A 16,016-nucleotide genomic window follows, 5' to 3' on the forward strand; every position below is an offset into this window, starting at 1 on the left:
CCTTCCCTGCCCGTAAGACTCCGGCAACCCAATCGGCCGGGGTCGCGAGAGGAGAACCCATGTCGCTCGACGTCTCACCGGCCCTACTCGAACAGGCCGAGCGAGGCGAGGTCGACGAAGCCGCTTTCGTCGACTGCGTCCGGACCTCCCTGCCCTTCGCGTGGGAGATGATCAGCTCGCTGGTGGCCCAGCTGAAGGTGGACGGCGGAGAGTTCGCCGACAACCAGACGCCGCCGCCCGACGAGCAGGCGCGTGGCCAGCTGCTGCGTGCCCTTGCGAGTGACGCGATAAGGGGTGCGCTGCAGCGGCACTTCGGGGTGCGCCTGGCGTTCCAGAACTGCCACCGAGTGGCCGTGTTCCCCCTGGATCCCTCCTCGGACGACCGGCTCGCCAAGTTCACTTCGATCCGCGGCCAGCTGCTCAACCAGTCGCCCGAGCTCCGGGACTGCTGACCGTACGACCCGTACGGCCAGCAGCACCCGTCATACCGGCAGCACCCGCACGACCAGCAGCACCCGTACGACCAGCAAGGCCGGTACGACCGCGTACGTCCTGCATGAAAAGGCCCAGCCCGCACGACCGTACTCCGCTGCCGCTCCGTATCGCGGGAGGTGTGTGCCACTGATACCGGAGCGGCAGCCTCAGCCGAGGCGGGGCAGGACCTCGGCGCCGAGGCGCCGTACGTTCTCCTCCGTCGCGGCGAGATCCCCGGACCCCTCCGCCAGCAGGGCGAAGCGCGTGATGCCCGTCCGCTCCGCCGTGGCCGCCAGCCGGTCCGCCGCGAGCCGCGGGGTGCCCACGGGGTGCAGATCGCAGAGCAGCTCCGTGTAGGCGACGGGGTCCCGCATCGTGCGTTCCCGGCCGTCCACCGTCACGTGCGCGTCCAGACCCTGCTTCAGCCAGCCCGGCATCGCCTTCATCAGGGCCTCCCGGGCGTCCGCCGTACGGTCCGCCAGCTGGCACACGCCCGCCGATACGTGCGGGGCGTCCGGGCTGTGGCCCGCCGCCGCGGCCGTACGCCGGTACAGGGCGACCATCTCCGCCTTGTCCTCGTCCCCGCAGTGCATGCCCAGCAGCATCGGCAGCCCCCGCTCCGCGGCCAGCCGGACCGACGCGGGAGAGGTGCAGGCGACGATCACTTCCGGCCCTGATCCGTCCCCGTCCAGCGCCTCCGACGGGCGCGGTACGACGGCCACCTCGCGGAACCCGTACCGCTCGCCGGCGGCCGCCACCCGCGGCTCGGTGAGCCAGCGCCGCAGCAGGTCCAGGCCCTCCGGGAACTCCTTCTCGTACGCGTCCAGGCCCCCGCCGAACACCTCCAGGTCCACCCAGGGCCCGCCCCGGCCGACCCCCAGGGTGAACCGGCCGCCCGAGGTCAGGTGCAGCAGCGCCGCCTGCTCGCCGAGGGCCACCGGGTGCGTGCTCGGCAGCACGCTCACCGCCGTGCCCACCCGCAGCCGCCGGGTCCGTCCCAGCAGCAGGGCCGCCAGGGTCACCGCCGACGGGCAGACCCCGTACGGCACGAAATGGTGTTCGGCGATCCATGCCGAGTCGAGCCCGGACTCCTCGGCCACCTCGGCCGTCCGCACCGCCCGGTGCAGCGCCTCCCCCTGTCCCTGGCCCGGGAACTGGGCCGCCAGTACAAACGCTCCTACGCGCATCGCCTTTACCCTCCTCTTGGCTGACGCGGCCTCCCCCAGGTGGACCGGTTTCCTCTGTTGGCAACAACGTCTGACACGTGCCAAAGGCACGGCCTGACAGGAAAGTTATTGGGATAGTCGGGCCAGTCGACGCCACGGCGTCGGCGTCGGCTCCGTCAGCCGGCCTCTGTCAGCCACCCTGCGGGTACCCGGCCTCGCTGCGCGTAGTCTTGGGAGAAAGTCACTGCCGTCCGCCCATCCGTGAGGTATACGTGTCACCGCGCCACAACCGCCCCAGGGGCGGCGGGAATCCAGCCGATCGTCCGGAACCCGGCTCGGGCACCGGTTCGGGGGGCCTGGACCGGTTCGGTCTGGAACGGACCGAGGAGTACCAGGGCGAGGAGTGGAGGGTCCGGCACGTCGCGGGCGCGAGCGCGGCGGGCAAGCGCTACCGCTGCCCGGGCTGCGACCAGGAGATCCCCTCGGGCACCCCGCACCTGGTGGCCTGGCCGGAGTACGGCGGCGTGGACGACCGCCGGCACTGGCACAAGGCCTGCTGGAACGCGAAGGACCGCCGCACCTCGCGGGTGCAGCGGTCCAGGAACGCCCCCAAGTACTAGAGCCGGTCTTCGGTACCGGCGCCGGTCTTGCGGATCAGGCGGGATCAGACGTCGCGGCGGCCGACCAGCACGTACGAGCCCGCCACCGCTGCGCCCGTCACCAGCAGGAGCAGCAGCAGCTGGGTGGCGCCGCCGGGCGCGCTCCCGGTGTCGGCGTCCGGCAGGCCGAACAGCTGCATCAGGGCGACCGGGGCGTTGTACCGCAGGATGGCGCGGCCGAGCGGGGCCATGCTCTCCCACATGCTGAGCATGCCCCCTATCACGGGCGGCAGCGTGACCAGGCCCAGCATCACGGCGATCGCCCCGGCGGAGTGCCGCAGCATCGCCCCGACCGCCAGTGCGAGCACTCCCAGCACGGTGACGTAGAGGCAGCCGGTCAGCGCGCGGAGCCACTCACCGCTGCCGTGATGCCCGGACGCGGTGCCGCCGCGCAGGATCGCGGAGGACAGCCCCACCACGGCCACCGAGCCCGCGACGGCCAGGAACGCGACGGCGGCGAAGACGAGGTACTTCGCGGTCAGCACCCGGGCCCGGTCGGGGGCGGCGGTGAACGTCGTACGGATCATGCCGGTGCCGTACTCGGAAGTGATCGTCAGGACGCCGAGCACCATCACGGAGATCTGCCCGATCAGCAGCCCGAACAGCGCGGGCGCCGTGAGCGGCACCTCCTGGTAGTCGGTGGTCCGGGTCTCGGAGACGGCCAGCACCCCGATGCCGACGACGAGCAGCACCATCGAGCCGAGCGTCCACACGGTGGAGCGCACCGAGATCATCTTCGTCCACTCCGAGGCCACGGCGTGCCCGAGGTGCGGGCGGGGCGTCGGCAGGGGCGAGCTGTAGTTCTTCGGCTGGTCCGCGGTGTTCGTGGGGCCGGTCATCGGGTGTCCTCGCGGGGGTCCGTCGGGGTGGTCTGCGCGCTGCCGGCGAGCTCGCCGGGGCTGGCGGGCATCAGGAAGGGCTGCCCGCCCGCGCCGGGCGGCGGGGGAGCGAAGAAGCCGCTCTGCGGCACCTCGGGCGCGGGGAGCTCCTCCTCCCAGGCGGGCAGGGCCAGCGGATCCGGTTCCCAGAGTTCGTTGCGCGGGTCCTCGGTGGAGCCGAACTCCACGGAGGGCTGGGTCATCCGCATGTAGGCCTCCTCCAGCGAGGCCCGGTGCGGGGACAGCTCCCACAGCCGTACGCCGGCCTCGTGCGCGAGGTCGGAGATCCGGGGCAGCTCCAGGCCGGTCACGCGCAGTGCCCCGTCGGGCTCCTGGAGCACCCGGCCGCCCGCTCCGGTCAGGGCCTTGCCCAGTGCATCCCGGCCATCTTGATCGCCCCCCGGACTTCGTCCGTGGGCACCCCCGGCGGCCACGCGCACCCGCGCGAATCCGGCCGAGTTGTGCGCGATGAACTCCTGGGTGCCCATGTCGGCCAGCAGTCGGCCGCGGCCGATCACGATGAGGTGGTCGGCGGTCAGCGCCATCTCGCTCATCAGGTGCGAGGAGACGAACACGGTGCGGCCCTCGGCGGCGAGCCGGCGCATGAGGGTGCGGACCCAGAGGATGCCCTCGGGGTCGAGCCCGTTGACCGGCTCGTCGAAGAGCAGCACCTGGGGGTCGCCGAGGAGCGCGGCGGCGATGCCGAGCCGCTGCCCCATGCCGAGCGAGAAGCCCTTCGTGCGCTGCTTGGCCACGTCCTGGAGGCCGACGACGGCCAGGACCTCGTCCACCCGCTTCTCGGGGATGCCGGAGAGCTGGGCGAGGGACAGCAGGTGCCTGCGGGCCCGGCGGCCGCCGTGCACGGCCTTCGCGTCGAGCAGGGCCCCGACGTGCCGCTGGGCGTTGACCAGCTGCCGGAAGGGCGCGCCGTTGATCGTCACGGTGCCGGCGGTGGGCCGGTCCAGGCCGAGGATCATGCGCATGGTGGTGGACTTCCCGGAGCCGTTGGGCCCCAGGAATCCCGTCACGTGACCCGGCCTGACCTGGAAGGACAGCTGGTCGACGGCGGTCTTGGCGCCGTAGCGCTTGGTCAGGCCGACTGCCTCGATCATTGCTCTGCCCCTTGCCAGGACCGGACGGCTTTCGTCCGAGTAAGGGTTAAGAGGATATCGAGTCGCCTACGGTTCCATCCCGGACCGGATCCCTGAGCTGTCCCTGACTCCGACCCCGGGATGACCCGTAGTACAGGGGGCGTCCGTCACAGGAGGGACGTCCACCCCGGGTGACGTCCGTCACAGGAGGGACGTCCGCCCACGTGCGTCCGTCAGGCGTCGCGCTTCTTCAGCACCAGGTAGCCCCCGAGTACCGAGGCCAGTACCCACAGCGCCATGATCCCGAAGCCGCCCCACGGGCCGTAGGGGGCCTCGCCGCTGTCCATCGCGCCCGGGACCACCTGCATGATCTTGGAGCCCGCCTGGTCCGGGAAGTACTGGGCGACCTTCCGGGTGGCGCTGACCGCCCCGAGGATCGTCGAGACCAGGAAGAAGAACGGCATCAGGATGCCGAGGGACAGCATCGAGCTGCGCAGGATCGTCGCCACGCCCATCGAGAACAGCGCGATCATGGCCATGTAGAGGCCGGCGCCGATCACGGCGCGCAGCACGTTCGGCGCGTCGATGCCGATGCTGCGGTCGCCCAGGATGGCCTGTCCCAGGAAGAAGGACAGGAAGCTGGTGACGAGGCCCACGGCCAGCGCGAGGCCGGTGGCCACGATGAGCTTGCCGGCCAGGAAGTTCGCACGGCGCGGCACGGCGGCCAGCGAGGTGCGGATCATGCCCGAGCTGTACTCGGTGCCGACCACCAGCACACCGAAGACGATCATGGCGAGCTGGCCGAGGGTCATGCCCGCGAAGCTGGCCAGCGTCGGGTCGAAGGTGATCTGCTGCTCCTTCGGCATGTCGTCGAAGGTGGCGCTGAAGACGGCGCACAGGCCGGCGCTGACGCCGACCGTGACCACCAGCGCCGCGACCAGGGTCCAGATCGTGGAGGCGACGGTGCGGATCTTGGTCCACTCGGACCGGAGAACGGCGGGGAAGGAGGACATGGTCACTGCCCGCCCTTGCGCGTCGCCTCGTAGCCGGCGCCCCAGGCGGGGGCGTCGACGGCCGGGCCGGGTCCCGGGGGTAGCCCCGGTTCTCCCGGTGCGTGGGCGTGGTACTCGACGGAGTCCGCCGTCATGCGCATGAACGCTTCCTCCAGTGAAGCCCGTTGCGGGCTGAGCTCGTGCAGCACGATCTGGTGCTGGGCGGCCAGCTCGCCGAGCTGCTCCGCGGCCACCCCGTCGATCTCCAGCGTGCCCGTGGCCGGGACGCTGATGGCGTCGATCCCGGCTTCGTGCAGGACGTCCTTGAGCCGCTCCTGCTGCGGTGAGCGCAGCCGGACGTAGCTGCGCGAGTTCTTGTGAATGAAATCAGCCATGGACATATCAGCCAACAGCTTTCCCTGGCCGATGACGATCAAATGGTCTGCCGTCAGCGCCATTTCGCTCATCAGGTGGGACGAGACGAAGATCGTCCTTCCTTCCGACGCCAGCCCCTTCATAAGATTCCTGATCCAGAGAATTCCCTCCGGGTCCAGACCATTGACGGGCTCGTCGAACATGAGGATCTCCGGGTCGCCCAGCAGCGCGGAGGCGATTCCCAGCCGCTGGCCCATGCCCAGCGAAAATCCTTTCGACTTCTTCTTCGCCACGGGCGTCAGTCCGACGAGATCCAGCACCTCCGCGACCCGGCTCTCCGGGATCCGGTTCGACTGGGCAAGGCAGAGAAGGTTGTTGTAAGCGCTGCGGCCGCCGTTCATGGCTTTGGCGTCCAGCAGCGCCCCGATGTGCTTCAGCGGTTCCGGCAGGTCCCGGTAGTGCTTGCCGTCGATCCGGACCGTACCGCTGGTCGGGTTGTCGAGGTCGAGCATCATGCGCATGGTCGTGGACTTCCCCGCCCCGTTGGGGCCGAGGAAGCCGGTCACCACCCCCGGTCTGACCTGGAAGCTGAGGTGGTCCACGGCGGTCTTCGCGCCGAATCGTTTCGTAAGGCCCTCAAGCTCGATCATGGCGTTCACGCTAGAACGCCCGAGGGCCCCACGCCACCTCAAAAGGGTGACATAGGGCCCTCGGGCAGGACATTCGTCCACGAGCCGGTAGACGGCGGCGGTCCGACCGGTCGACGGCCGGTGAACTGCCGTGCGTACTAGCGGCTCTGCTGCGCCGGAACGCCGCGGGTGACCGGCTCGTCGTCGACGATCGGGTTGGCCGCCGCGACGGCCGCGCCGGTCAGCGTCGCCAGCATCTCGCGGACGTTGGTCAGCTGGGCGTTGATCGAGTCGCGGCGGTTGGTGAGTGCGGCCAGCTCGCGCTCGGACTCGCTGCGGATGCGGTCCGCCTTGGCGTTGGCGTCGGCGACGATGTCCTCGGCCTGGCGCTGCGCGGTCTCCACCGTCTGGCGGGCGCGGCGTTCGGCGTCCGTGCGCAGCTTCTCGGCCTCCAGGCGCAGCTGCTCGGCGCGGTGCTCGATCTCCGCGAGGCGCTTCTCGGCCTTCGCCTGACGCGAGGCCAGGTCGCGCTCGGACTGCTCGCGGCGCTTGGCCAGGTTGGTCTCGAAGTCCGCGGCGGCCTGGGCGGCCTTGGCGCGCGTCTCCTCGAACAGCGCGTCGGCCTCCTCGCGCTTGGAGGCGGCGTCCTTCTGGGCCTCGGCACGCAGGGTGGAGGCGTCGCCCTTGGCCTTCTCGACGATGCGGACGCCCTCGTCCTCCGCCTTCGACTTGCGGTCGGCCGCGAACGACTCGGCGTCGTTGCGCACCTGCTGGGCAGCCGACTCGGCGAGCTCACGGTGCTGCTCGGCCGCGCGACGGGCCTCCTCGCGCAGGTCCTTCGCCTCCTCCTCGGCCAGGCGCAGGATCTTCTCGACCCGGGCACCGAGGCCGGCGTACGACGGCTCGGCGTCGCTCACCTGGGCCTGGGCGTTCTGCGTTTCGAGGTGCAGCTCCTCGATCCGCTTTTCCAGAGAGTTGATACGTCCAAGGGCGCTGTCGCGGTCGGAGACCAGCTTGGTAATGCGGTCGTCCACCTGACCGCGGTCGTAACCACGCCGCACGAGCTCGAAGCCGAAGGGGGAGGAAGTGTCGCTCATGGGGTTCCTGTCGAATGAGACCGATGAGGTGCTACGTGAGGTGTTAGGAGAATCCTAGGCGCCGAACCGGCGTGTCATCGAGTCAATCCACGTTTGATCTGGACAATGACACCCCTTTTGAGTGGCAAGACGACAGAATGCTTGTCACCCGTTCGGCTGAACCTTCATCAGGAACACACATCTTGAGCGATTGCTAGCCCTCCGACGCCTTGCCACCCGAACGAGTGGAGCCGGCAGCGGCTCCGGCCTTCACGCCCCCCGCGCCCTGACCGCCGACCGCCGGCTTTCCGCCGCCCGAAGGCGCCTCGAATGATTCCAACGCCTCAAGAACGTCCTGGACACGGGAGATCTCCGCCTGGATGTCCTCGCGCCTGCGCACCAGGACCTCCAGCTCACGGCGGCCCTCGTCGACGAGGCGCTCGGCCTCCGCCTTCGCCTCCGAGAGGGCCCTGTCGGCCTCCCGGGCCACCTCGGCCTTCTTCTGCTCGGCCTCCTTGAGCAGCGCCTCCGCCTTGCGCACCGCCGCGATGCGGACCTTGCTCGCCTCGCTGCTCGCGTCCGACACCAGCGCCTTGGCCTTCGCCTCGGCCTCGACGCTCTGCTCGGTCGCCGCCCGCACCAGCTTGTCCACGCGCTCGCCGGCCGACTTCATCTGCTCGGCGGACTCCCGGCGGGCCCGCTCGTGCAGCTCCTCGACCTCGCTTTCGACGCGCGAGCGCAGCTCCTCCGCCCGCTCCCTTATGGCGGCCGCGTCGCTGCGCGCGCCGACCAGCAGCTCGTCCGCGTCCGTACGGGCCTTCTCCACCAGGGAGTTGCCCTCGACGGTCGCCTCCGAGGAGATCCGCGCGGCCTCCTTGCGGGCCGCGTCGACCATCGCGTCGGCCTGCTCCTCGGCCGCCGTCGTGGCGGCCAGCGCCTGGGCCTGCGCGTCGGCGGTGAGCCGGTCCGCCTCCGTGGCGGCCTCGGTGATGAGCCGGTCCACCTGCTCCGCGGCCTCGCTGCGCCGCTTGTTGGCCTCCTCGCGGGCCTCGTCCAGCAGCCGCTCGGTCTCCTCGCGGGCCTCCGTACGGGTGCGCTCCGCCTCCCTCGCCGCCTCGGCCTTGACCCGCTCGGCCTCCGAACGGGTACGGGAGGCGTGCTCCTGCGCCGACGCCAGGGCCTCCGAGGCCTCCGCGCGCAGCCGCTCGGCCTCGGCCTGCGCCTCGCCGACCGTGCGCTCGTTGTCCTTGCGGGTCTGCTCGGTGAGCTTGTCCGCCTCGGACGCCGCCTCCGTGATGAGCCGGTCCGCCTGCTCGGCGGCCTCGCTGCGCAGCCGGTTCGCCTCCGCGCGCGCCTCGTCGAGCGTCTGCTCCGACTCGCGCTCCGCAGCGGCCAGCGTCTCGTTCGCCGCGACCGTGACCCGGTCCGCCTCCGCGGTGGCCTCGCCGATGATCCGGCCGCCCTCCGCACGGGCGTCCTCCAGGGTCTGCGCCGCCTCCCGGCGCAGCCGCTCGGCCTCCGCCGCGGCCTCGCCGACCGTGGCCTCGTTCGCCGCGCGCGTCTCGTCGACCAGCCGGTCGCCCTCGTTGCGAGCGTCGACCAGGATCCGGGTCGCGTCGCGCTCCGCCGCCGCCAGCATGTCGGTCGCCTGCCGGGTGAGCCGCTCGGCCTTCGCCGTCGCCTCGCCGACCGCGGTCTCGTTCGCGGCGCGCGTCTCCTCGGTGAGCCGCTCCGCCTCGGACACGGCCTCGGTGACGAGCCGGTCCGCCTGCTCGGCGGCCTCCGTGCGCAGCCGGCCCGCCTCCACGCGGGCCTCGTCCAGCGTGCCCGCCGCCTCGGTCCGGGTGGCTTCCGCGGCCTCGGCCGCCTCGGCGGTGATCCGCTCCGCCTCCGCGGTGGCCTCGCCGACGGTCGCCGCGTTCGCCGCCCGGGTCTCCTCGGTGACCCGCTCGGCCTCCGCCGTCGCCTCGGCGACGATCCGGGCACCCTCGGCACGCGAGGACTCCAGGGACTCCGCCGCCTCGCCGCGGATCCGGTTCGCATCGGCACGGGCGTCGGCCCGGGTACGGGACGCGTCGCGCTCGGCGGCGGCCAGCGCGTCCGTCGCCTCCGTGCGCACCCGCTGCGCGTACTCGGCGGTGTCACTGCGCAGCTGCTCGGCCTCGGCGATCGCATCGCCGACCGTGCGCTCCGCCAGCGCCTTCGCCGCGTCCGTCTCGGCCCGCGCCTCGCTGCGGATCCGGTTGGCGTCCTCGGAGGCCCGCTCGCGCTCGGCGTAGGCGTCCGCGCGGACCCGCGAAGCCTCCTCCTCGGCCTCCGTCTTCGTACGCTCCGCCACGTGCTCGGCGGCGCTGCGCAGCCCGGCGATCTCCTCCTCGGCCTGCTCGTGCAGACCGGCGACGGAGTCCCGCACCTGCTGGGCGGTGGCCTCGGCCGCCGACACCAGCTCCGCGGCGCGCCGCTCCGCCTCCTCGGTCAGGCGGGCCGCCTCGGCCTGCGCCTCCTCGGAGCGCTTGCGGGCCGCGGCCAGCAGTTCCTCGCTCTGCTCGCGGGCCTGGGCCCGCTCGCTGTCGGCGTCCGTCCGGGCCGACGCCAGGGTCTCCTCGGCCTCCCGGCGGCGCCGGGCGGCCTCCTCCTGCGCGGCGGCCAGCGCCTCCGCGGCCTCCGCGGCGACCCGCTCGGCGGCGGCCTTCGCCTCCGCGCGCAGCCGGTCCGCGGTCTCCTGCGCCTCGGAACGCACCCGCTCCGCCTCGGACTCCGCCTCGCTGCGCAGCCGTACGGCGACCTGCTCGGCCTCCGCGCGTACCCGCCCGGCGTCCTGCGCCGCCTCCGTGCGCAGCTGCTCGGCCTCCGCCTCAGCCTGCGCCTGGAGGGCGCGGATCCGCTCCGCCGACTCGGCGCGCAGCCGGTCGGCCTCCTCGGCGGTCTCCCGGCGGATGCCCTCCGCCGCCCCGCGCGCATCGCGCAGCGTCTGCTCGGCCGTGCCCAGCCGGTCCTCGGCCTCCGTGTGCAGGCGGACGAGCTCCTCGTCGGCCTCCGCCCGCTTCGCCGCGAGGGCCTCTTCCGTCTCCTCGCGCCGCGCACGCGCCGCCGCGTCGGCCTCGGCCCGGACGGCCTCCGCCTGTTCCTCGGCCTCGGCGCGCAGCCGCTCGGCCTCGGCGCGCGTCCGCTCCAGCGTCTCCTCGGCCTGCTTGCGCAGCGTGGTGGCCCGCTCGACGGCCTCGGCGCGGACCCGCTCGCTCTCGGCCCTGGCCCCGCCGCGCAGTTCGTCCGCGTCCGACTTGGCCTTGCCGAGCAGCTCCTCGGCGGTCCGGGCCGCCTCCTCGATCTGCTGGACCGCCTCGCGGCGCGCCTCGCCGCGGATCCGCTCGCCCTCGGCGACGGCCTCGGCGCGCAGCTGCTCCGCCTCGCCGCGCAGCCGCCGGGCCTCCTCCTGGAGTTCGACGGTCCGGGCCCGGTACTCCTCGGTGTCGTCCTTCGCCGCGCCCTTGAGCTCGTCGGCCGTGGCCGCCGCCTGGGCGCGCAGCCGCTCCGCCTCGGCCTCGGCCTCGCGGCGGATCCGCTCAGCCTCCTCGGACGCAGCACGGGTGGTGGCCCGCGCGTCCTCCGAGGCCTTGTTCAGCACGTCCTCGGCCGTGCGGGCGGCCTTCGCCAGCTGCGCGGCCGTGTCCTCGGCCGCCGCCGCGCGGGCCTGCTCCGCGGCCTCCGCGCGCAGCCGCTCGACGCCGGCGCGGGCGTCGGCGAGGGTCTGCTCGGCCTCGGCCTTGAGGGCCTCGGCCTCCTTCGTGGCCTCGCCGACCAGCCGGGCGACCTGTTCCTTGGCGGTGCGGGTGCGCTGCTCGTTGACGGACTCCGCCGACGCCAGCTGCCGGGACGCGCTCTCCTTGGCGTCCGCGAGGAGCTTCTCGGCCTCGGCGCGCGCGGCGCGCAGGGCGCCGTCGGCCTCCTGGACCCGCTGCTCGGCCACCCGGCCGAGGTCGAGGGTCTGCTGCCGGGTCTGCTCGGCCTCGGCGGTGGTGCTGCTGCGCAGCCGCTCGGCGTGCTCGGTGGCCTCCTGGGCCTGCGCGGAGGCGGCGGTCAGCAGCCGCTCGGCCTCCTTGCGGGCGCGCAGCAGGGTCGCCTCGGTCTCCGCACGGGCGGCCTCGGCGTCGGCGGCCAGCCGGCGCCGGGTCTCCTCGGCGACGCGCGCCGCCTCGGCGCGCGCGGCGTTCAGGGCCTGCTCGGCCTCGGCGCGGGACTCGTCCATGAGCCGGCGGGCCTGGGCCTCGGTACGGGCGCGCAGCTGCTCGGCCCAGGCGACGTTCTCGTTGACGTGCGCCTCGACGGTCTGGCGGCGCTCGTTGAGCTCCTGGTCCAGCCGCTGGCGGCGGTTGACGGCCTCGGCGTGCAGCTCGGCCTGGAGGCGCGCCTGGTGCTCGGCGTGCTCCTGCAGGATGCGCTGGGTCTGCGCCCGGGCGTCGCGCAGTTCGCGCTCGGCGTCCGAGCGCATCTGGTCGGCCTGGATCTGGGCGTTGCGGAGCAGCTGCTCCGCCTGGTAGCCCATGTCCGCGCCGTCGTAGGCGGGCCGGGACGCCAGGTTGCGGCGTACCTCGTGGAGCTTGGCGCGCAGCACCTCGACCTGGTAGCCGAGGTCTTCGGCGTGCTGGACGGCCTTCCCGCGCTCCTTCTTCAGCCGCTCCATCTCGGCTTCGAAGCGCGAGAGGTGGTCGGCTTCAGCCTGATGGCTCTCCTGGCTTTCGTAGCCCCGCACAGCGCGGTCCCATCCGTCCCCTGGTCGCAAGCTCACTCCCAATTGAGCATCGCTCGCCCGCTGAACGACGCCCCCGGGGGAATGGTGTCAGATACCGGGGCAGGGGTCACAGGCCCCGACCCCGTCTCCGCACCGAACCCCGGCCGAGCCATGGCCACTCTACCGGCCGGGGAATCGGGCCATCAGTGGTCCATCAATGGTCGGGGTTGGAGGTGACCAGTTCGGTGAGGACTCCGTGGCAGTCCTTGGGGTGCAGGAAGGTGATGGAGGAGCCCATCGAACCCGTGCGGGGCTGGTCGTAGAGGACCCGGACGCCCTTGCCGCGGATGGCCTCCGAGTCGCCCAGGACGTCCTCGGTGCCGAAGGCGATGTGGTGCACGCCCTCGCCGTTCTTGGCCAGCCACTTGCCCACCGCGGAGTCCTCCCGGGTGGGTTCGAGGAGCTGGAGGTAGGAGGCGCCGCCGTCGGAGGTCCCGTTGATCTTGAGCATGGCCTCGAGGACGCCCTGCTCCTCGTTGACCTCGGAGTGGAACACCTCGAAGCCGTACGTGGCACGGTAGAACTCGACGGTCTTGTCCAGGTCGAAGCAGGCGATCCCGATGTGGTCGATTCTTGTCAGCATGGGACCAGTGCACCGCCGAGGAGGGTGGTCACGCAACGTGCCAGCGATCACACCGACTGCCCGGTGACGGCGCGGGTACCGCTCAGTACATTCAGGTAAACCCTCGTTCACTCCTCATCCTCAAGGGGCTGTGCTCCATGTCCGGAACGAACAACACCACGTCAGTGATCGTCGCCGGGGCCCGCACGCCCATGGGGCGGCTGCTCGGCTCGCTGAAGTCCTTCTCGGGCGCCGACCTCGGCGGCTTCGCCATCAAGTCCGCGCTGGACCGGGCCGGCATCGCCGGTGACCAGGTGCAATACGTGATCATGGGCCAGGTGCTGCAGGCCGGCGCGGGCCAGATCCCCGCCCGCCAGGCCGCCGTCAAGGCCGGCATCCCGATGAACGTCCCGGCGCTCACCATCAACAAGGTGTGCCTCTCCGGCCTCGACGCGATCGCCCTCGCCGACCAGCTGATCCGCGCCGGCGAGTTCGACGTCGTCGTCGCCGGCGGCCAGGAGTCCATGACCAACGCCCCGCACCTGCTGCCGAAGTCCCGAGAGGGATTCAAGTACGGCGCGATCGAGATGCTGGACGCGATGGCCTACGACGGCCTCACCGACGCCTTCGAGAACATCGCGATGGGCGAGTCCACCGAGAAGCACAACACCCGCCTGGGCATCGAGCGCGCCCCGCAGGACGAGTTCGCCGCCGCCTCGCACCAGCGGGCCGCCGCCGCGCAGAAGAACGGCGTCTTCGAGGCCGAGATCACCCCGGTCGAGATCCCGCAGCGCAAGGGCGACCCGGTGATCTTCTCCCAGGACGAGGGCATCCGCCCGGAGACCACGGTGGAGTCCCTCGGCAAGCTGCGCCCCGCCTTCGCCAAGGACGGCACGATCACCGCGGGCACCTCCTCGCAGATCAGCGACGGCGCCGCCGCCGTCGTCGTGATGAGCAAGGCGAAGGCCGAGGAGCTGGGCCTGGAGTGGATCGCAGAGATCGGCGCCCACGGCAACGTGGCGGGTCCGGACAATTCCCTCCAGTCGCAGCCCTCGAACGCGATCCTGCACGCCCTGTCGAAGGAGGGCCTGGAGGTCTCCGACCTGGACCTCATCGAGATCAACGAGGCCTTCGCGGCGGTCGCCGTGCAGTCAATGAAGGACCTCGGCGTCACCCCGGAAAGGGTGAACGTCAACGGTGGCGCCATTGCCCTGGGCCACCCGATCGGCATGTCCGGCGCCCGCGTCGTGCTGCACCTGGCGCTGGAGCTCAAGCGCCGTGGCGGCGGGGTCGGCGCGGCCGCGCTGTGCGGTGGCGGCGGCCAGGGCGACGCCCTGATCATCCGCGTGCCCTGAGCGGCTCGGTCCGAAGAGGCAGGACCGCCCCGTATCCGTACCCGAAGCCGTACCGACAGCGAGAACCGAGGAGCGCAGCACGCATGACGGTGGACGTCCCCCAGCTGGTGGCCCAGGCGCGTGACGGCAGGCCGAGAGCGGTGGCCCGGCTGATCTCGCTGGTCGAGGGGGCGTCCCCGCAGCTGCGCGAGGTGATGGCGGCCCTGGCCCCGCTGACGGGCGGGGCGTACGTGGTGGGCCTGACCGGATCCCCGGGCGTCGGCAAGTCCACGTCCACCTCGGCGCTGGTCTCCGCGTACCGCAAGGCCGGCAAGCGGGTCGGCGTCCTCGCCGTCGACCCGTCCTCGCCGTTCTCCGGCGGTGCGCTGCTCGGCGACCGGGTACGGATGTCGGACCACGCCTCCGACCCGGGGGTCTACATCCGCTCCATGGCCACCCGCGGCCACCTGGGCGGCCTGGCCTGGGCCGCGCCGCAGGCCATCCGGGTGCTCGACGCGGCCGGCTGCGACGTGATCCTGGTCGAGACCGTGGGCGTGGGCCAGTCGGAGGTGGAGATCGCCTCGCAGGCCGACACCTCCGTGGTGCTGCTGGCGCCCGGGATGGGCGACGGCATCCAGGCCGCCAAGGCGGGCATCCTGGAGATCGGCGACGTGTACGTGGTGAACAAGGCGGACCGGGACGGCGCGGACGCGACCGCCCGCGAGCTGAACCACATGCTGGGCCTGGGCGAGTCCCGGGGCGCGGGCGACTGGCGGCCGCCGATCGTCAAGACGGTCGCGGCCCGCGGCCAGGGCATCGACGAGCTGGTCGAGGCCCTGGAGAAGCACCGGGCGTGGATGGACGAGCGCGGGGTGCTGGCCGAGCGCCGTACGGCCAGGGCCGCGCGCGAGGTGGAGACCATCGCCGTGACAGCGCTGCGGGCCCGGATGGCGGACGTGCGCGGGGACGCGCACCTGGACGCCCTCGCGGCCCGCGTCGCGGCCGGCGAGCTGGACCCGTACGCGGCCGCGGACACTCTCCTGGCCACGCTGACCGAGGCGTAGGGCCGACCGTACGCGAGAGCCGCGCCCCGGTCAGCGGGGCGCGGCTCTCGTGTGTCTGCGGGGCGGACGGTCAGGCGTTGGGACGCTTGCCGTGGTTCGCCTTCTTCTTCTTGCGTGCTCGCTTCTTGTTGCCGCGCTTGGCCATGACGCCACTCCCTCGAAGATCGGGGTAATCCGGGCGCTCGCCAGTCTAGGGGTGCCCGCTGCCGTCCGCATCAGAACCGCGGAGGCGCGCGCCAGAACCGCGGAGGCGCGCGCCGGGGCGGCCGCGGGGGCCGTCCGCGCCGCGTCGGCCGGATGTGCGACGGCGGCCGCCGCCGGGCCCCCCGACCGGCAGGACCACGGCCGCGGCCGCCGCGCGGGACGGCACCCCGGAGGGGATGCCGCCTGCGGTGTCAGGCCTTGCCGCGCTGGTCGCGCAGGTGGTTCGCGACCGGCTCCAGCGAGGTGCGCAGCGCCGTCAGGGCCTCCGGGGGCAGCAGGTCGATGAAGTGCCGGCGGACGGACGCCACGTGGTGCGGGGCGACCTTCCGCATGAGCTCCATGCCCTCGTCGGTGAGTACGGCGTACAGGCCCCGGCGGTCGGACTCGCAGTTCACGCGGACGACCAGGCCGGCCGTCTCCATCCGGGTGATCTGGTGGGACAGCCGGCTCTTGGACTGGAGCGTCGACGTGGCGAGGTCGCTCATCCGCATCCGGTGGTCCGCGGACTCCGAGAGGTTCACGAGGATCTCGTAGTCGTTGTTGGTGAGTCCGAAGGGCTGGAGATCCTTTTCCAGCTGGTGCATCAGCAGTCTGCTGACGTCCAGGTGGGTGCGCCAGGCGCACTGCTCGGCGTCGGTCAGCCAGGGCGTCCCCCCGGACGGAGTCTGGGGGAGGGTGGCCGTCTCGGTCTCCATGGTCTCCATGAGTGAACTCTACCTAAGA

At 72.4% G+C, this 16,016-nt stretch carries 14 protein-coding genes; 4 read left to right on the top strand and 10 right to left on the bottom strand.

Annotated elements, in window-relative coordinates; all coding sequences use genetic code 11:
* Positions 1–59 precede the first annotated feature (59 nt).
* Entirely contained in the window at positions 60–452 is a 393-nt protein-coding gene (locus ACIPK4_RS05190; protein ID WP_030153794.1) for an SCO5389 family protein, read from the top strand.
* A gap of 189 nt (positions 453–641) precedes the next feature.
* Here the strand turns inward: ACIPK4_RS05190 and ACIPK4_RS05195 are convergent, their stop codons facing one another.
* Positions 642–1,661 (bottom strand): LLM class flavin-dependent oxidoreductase, encoded by a 1,020-nt coding sequence (locus tag ACIPK4_RS05195; protein WP_402309383.1) that lies wholly within the window; start codon positions 1,659–1,661, stop codon positions 642–644.
* Between the two features lie 251 nt (positions 1,662–1,912).
* Between ACIPK4_RS05195 and ACIPK4_RS05200 the strand changes: the two genes are divergently transcribed.
* Complete coding sequence (locus ACIPK4_RS05200) at positions 1,913–2,260, top strand: hypothetical protein (RefSeq protein ID WP_054224713.1); 348 nt, start codon at positions 1,913–1,915, stop codon at positions 2,258–2,260.
* 44 nt (positions 2,261–2,304) lie between these two features.
* Here the strand turns inward: ACIPK4_RS05200 and ACIPK4_RS05205 are convergent, their stop codons facing one another.
* The 7 genes from ACIPK4_RS05205 to mce all read right to left on the bottom strand — a co-directional run bounded on the left by ACIPK4_RS05205 (position 2,305) and on the right by mce (position 12,712).
* Positions 2,305–3,138, bottom strand: a complete 834-nt coding sequence (locus ACIPK4_RS05205) for an ABC transporter permease (RefSeq protein ID WP_402309384.1) — start codon at positions 3,136–3,138, stop codon at positions 2,305–2,307.
* The gene (locus tag ACIPK4_RS05210; RefSeq protein ID WP_402309385.1) at positions 3,135–4,289 is read right to left on the bottom strand and encodes an ABC transporter ATP-binding protein; all 1,155 of its coding nucleotides are present in this window, start codon (positions 4,287–4,289) and stop codon (positions 3,135–3,137) included. The genes ACIPK4_RS05205 and ACIPK4_RS05210 overlap by 4 nt, the downstream gene beginning before the upstream one ends.
* 212 nt (positions 4,290–4,501) lie before the next feature.
* A complete protein-coding gene (locus ACIPK4_RS05215; protein WP_376192421.1) occupies positions 4,502–5,281 on the bottom strand; it encodes an ABC transporter permease subunit in 780 nt (259 codons plus the stop codon).
* Positions 5,282–5,283: 2 nt separating this feature from the next.
* Positions 5,284–6,285, bottom strand: coding sequence for an ABC transporter ATP-binding protein (locus tag ACIPK4_RS05220; RefSeq protein WP_402309387.1), 1,002 nt, complete (start codon positions 6,283–6,285; stop codon positions 5,284–5,286).
* 137 nt (positions 6,286–6,422) lie between these two features.
* Complete coding sequence (locus tag ACIPK4_RS05225; protein WP_030153801.1) at positions 6,423–7,361, bottom strand: cellulose-binding protein; 939 nt, start codon at positions 7,359–7,361, stop codon at positions 6,423–6,425.
* A 193-nt stretch (positions 7,362–7,554) separates the two neighbouring features.
* Positions 7,555–12,090, bottom strand: coding sequence for a polarized growth protein Scy (gene scy, locus ACIPK4_RS05230; RefSeq protein WP_402309389.1), 4,536 nt, complete (start codon positions 12,088–12,090; stop codon positions 7,555–7,557).
* 193 nt (positions 12,091–12,283) lie between these two features.
* Positions 12,284–12,712, bottom strand: coding sequence for a methylmalonyl-CoA epimerase (mce, locus tag ACIPK4_RS05235; protein ID WP_402309391.1), 429 nt, complete (start codon positions 12,710–12,712; stop codon positions 12,284–12,286).
* Positions 12,713–12,849: 137 nt separating this feature from the next.
* Here mce and ACIPK4_RS05240 point away from each other — a divergent pair, with 137 nt between their 5' ends.
* The gene (locus ACIPK4_RS05240) at positions 12,850–14,046 is read left to right on the top strand and encodes an acetyl-CoA C-acetyltransferase (RefSeq protein WP_054224718.1); all 1,197 of its coding nucleotides are present in this window, start codon (positions 12,850–12,852) and stop codon (positions 14,044–14,046) included.
* Positions 14,047–14,129: 83 nt separating this feature from the next.
* On the top strand, positions 14,130–15,089 hold the full coding sequence (meaB, locus tag ACIPK4_RS05245) for a methylmalonyl Co-A mutase-associated GTPase MeaB (protein ID WP_054224719.1): 960 nt from the start codon (positions 14,130–14,132) through the stop codon (positions 15,087–15,089).
* 70 nt (positions 15,090–15,159) lie between these two features.
* Here the strand turns inward: meaB and ACIPK4_RS05250 are convergent, their stop codons facing one another.
* Entirely contained in the window at positions 15,160–15,234 is a 75-nt protein-coding gene (locus ACIPK4_RS05250) for a 50S ribosomal protein bL37 (RefSeq protein WP_099895366.1), read from the bottom strand.
* 250 nt (positions 15,235–15,484) lie between these two features.
* The gene (locus tag ACIPK4_RS05255) at positions 15,485–15,988 is read right to left on the bottom strand and encodes a MarR family winged helix-turn-helix transcriptional regulator (protein ID WP_402309722.1); all 504 of its coding nucleotides are present in this window, start codon (positions 15,986–15,988) and stop codon (positions 15,485–15,487) included.
* Between the last annotated feature and the right edge of the window lie 28 nt (positions 15,989–16,016).

This window comes from Streptomyces sp. NPDC086989 (assembly GCF_044745505.1).
Classification (GTDB): Bacteria; Actinomycetota; Actinomycetes; order Streptomycetales; family Streptomycetaceae; genus Streptomyces.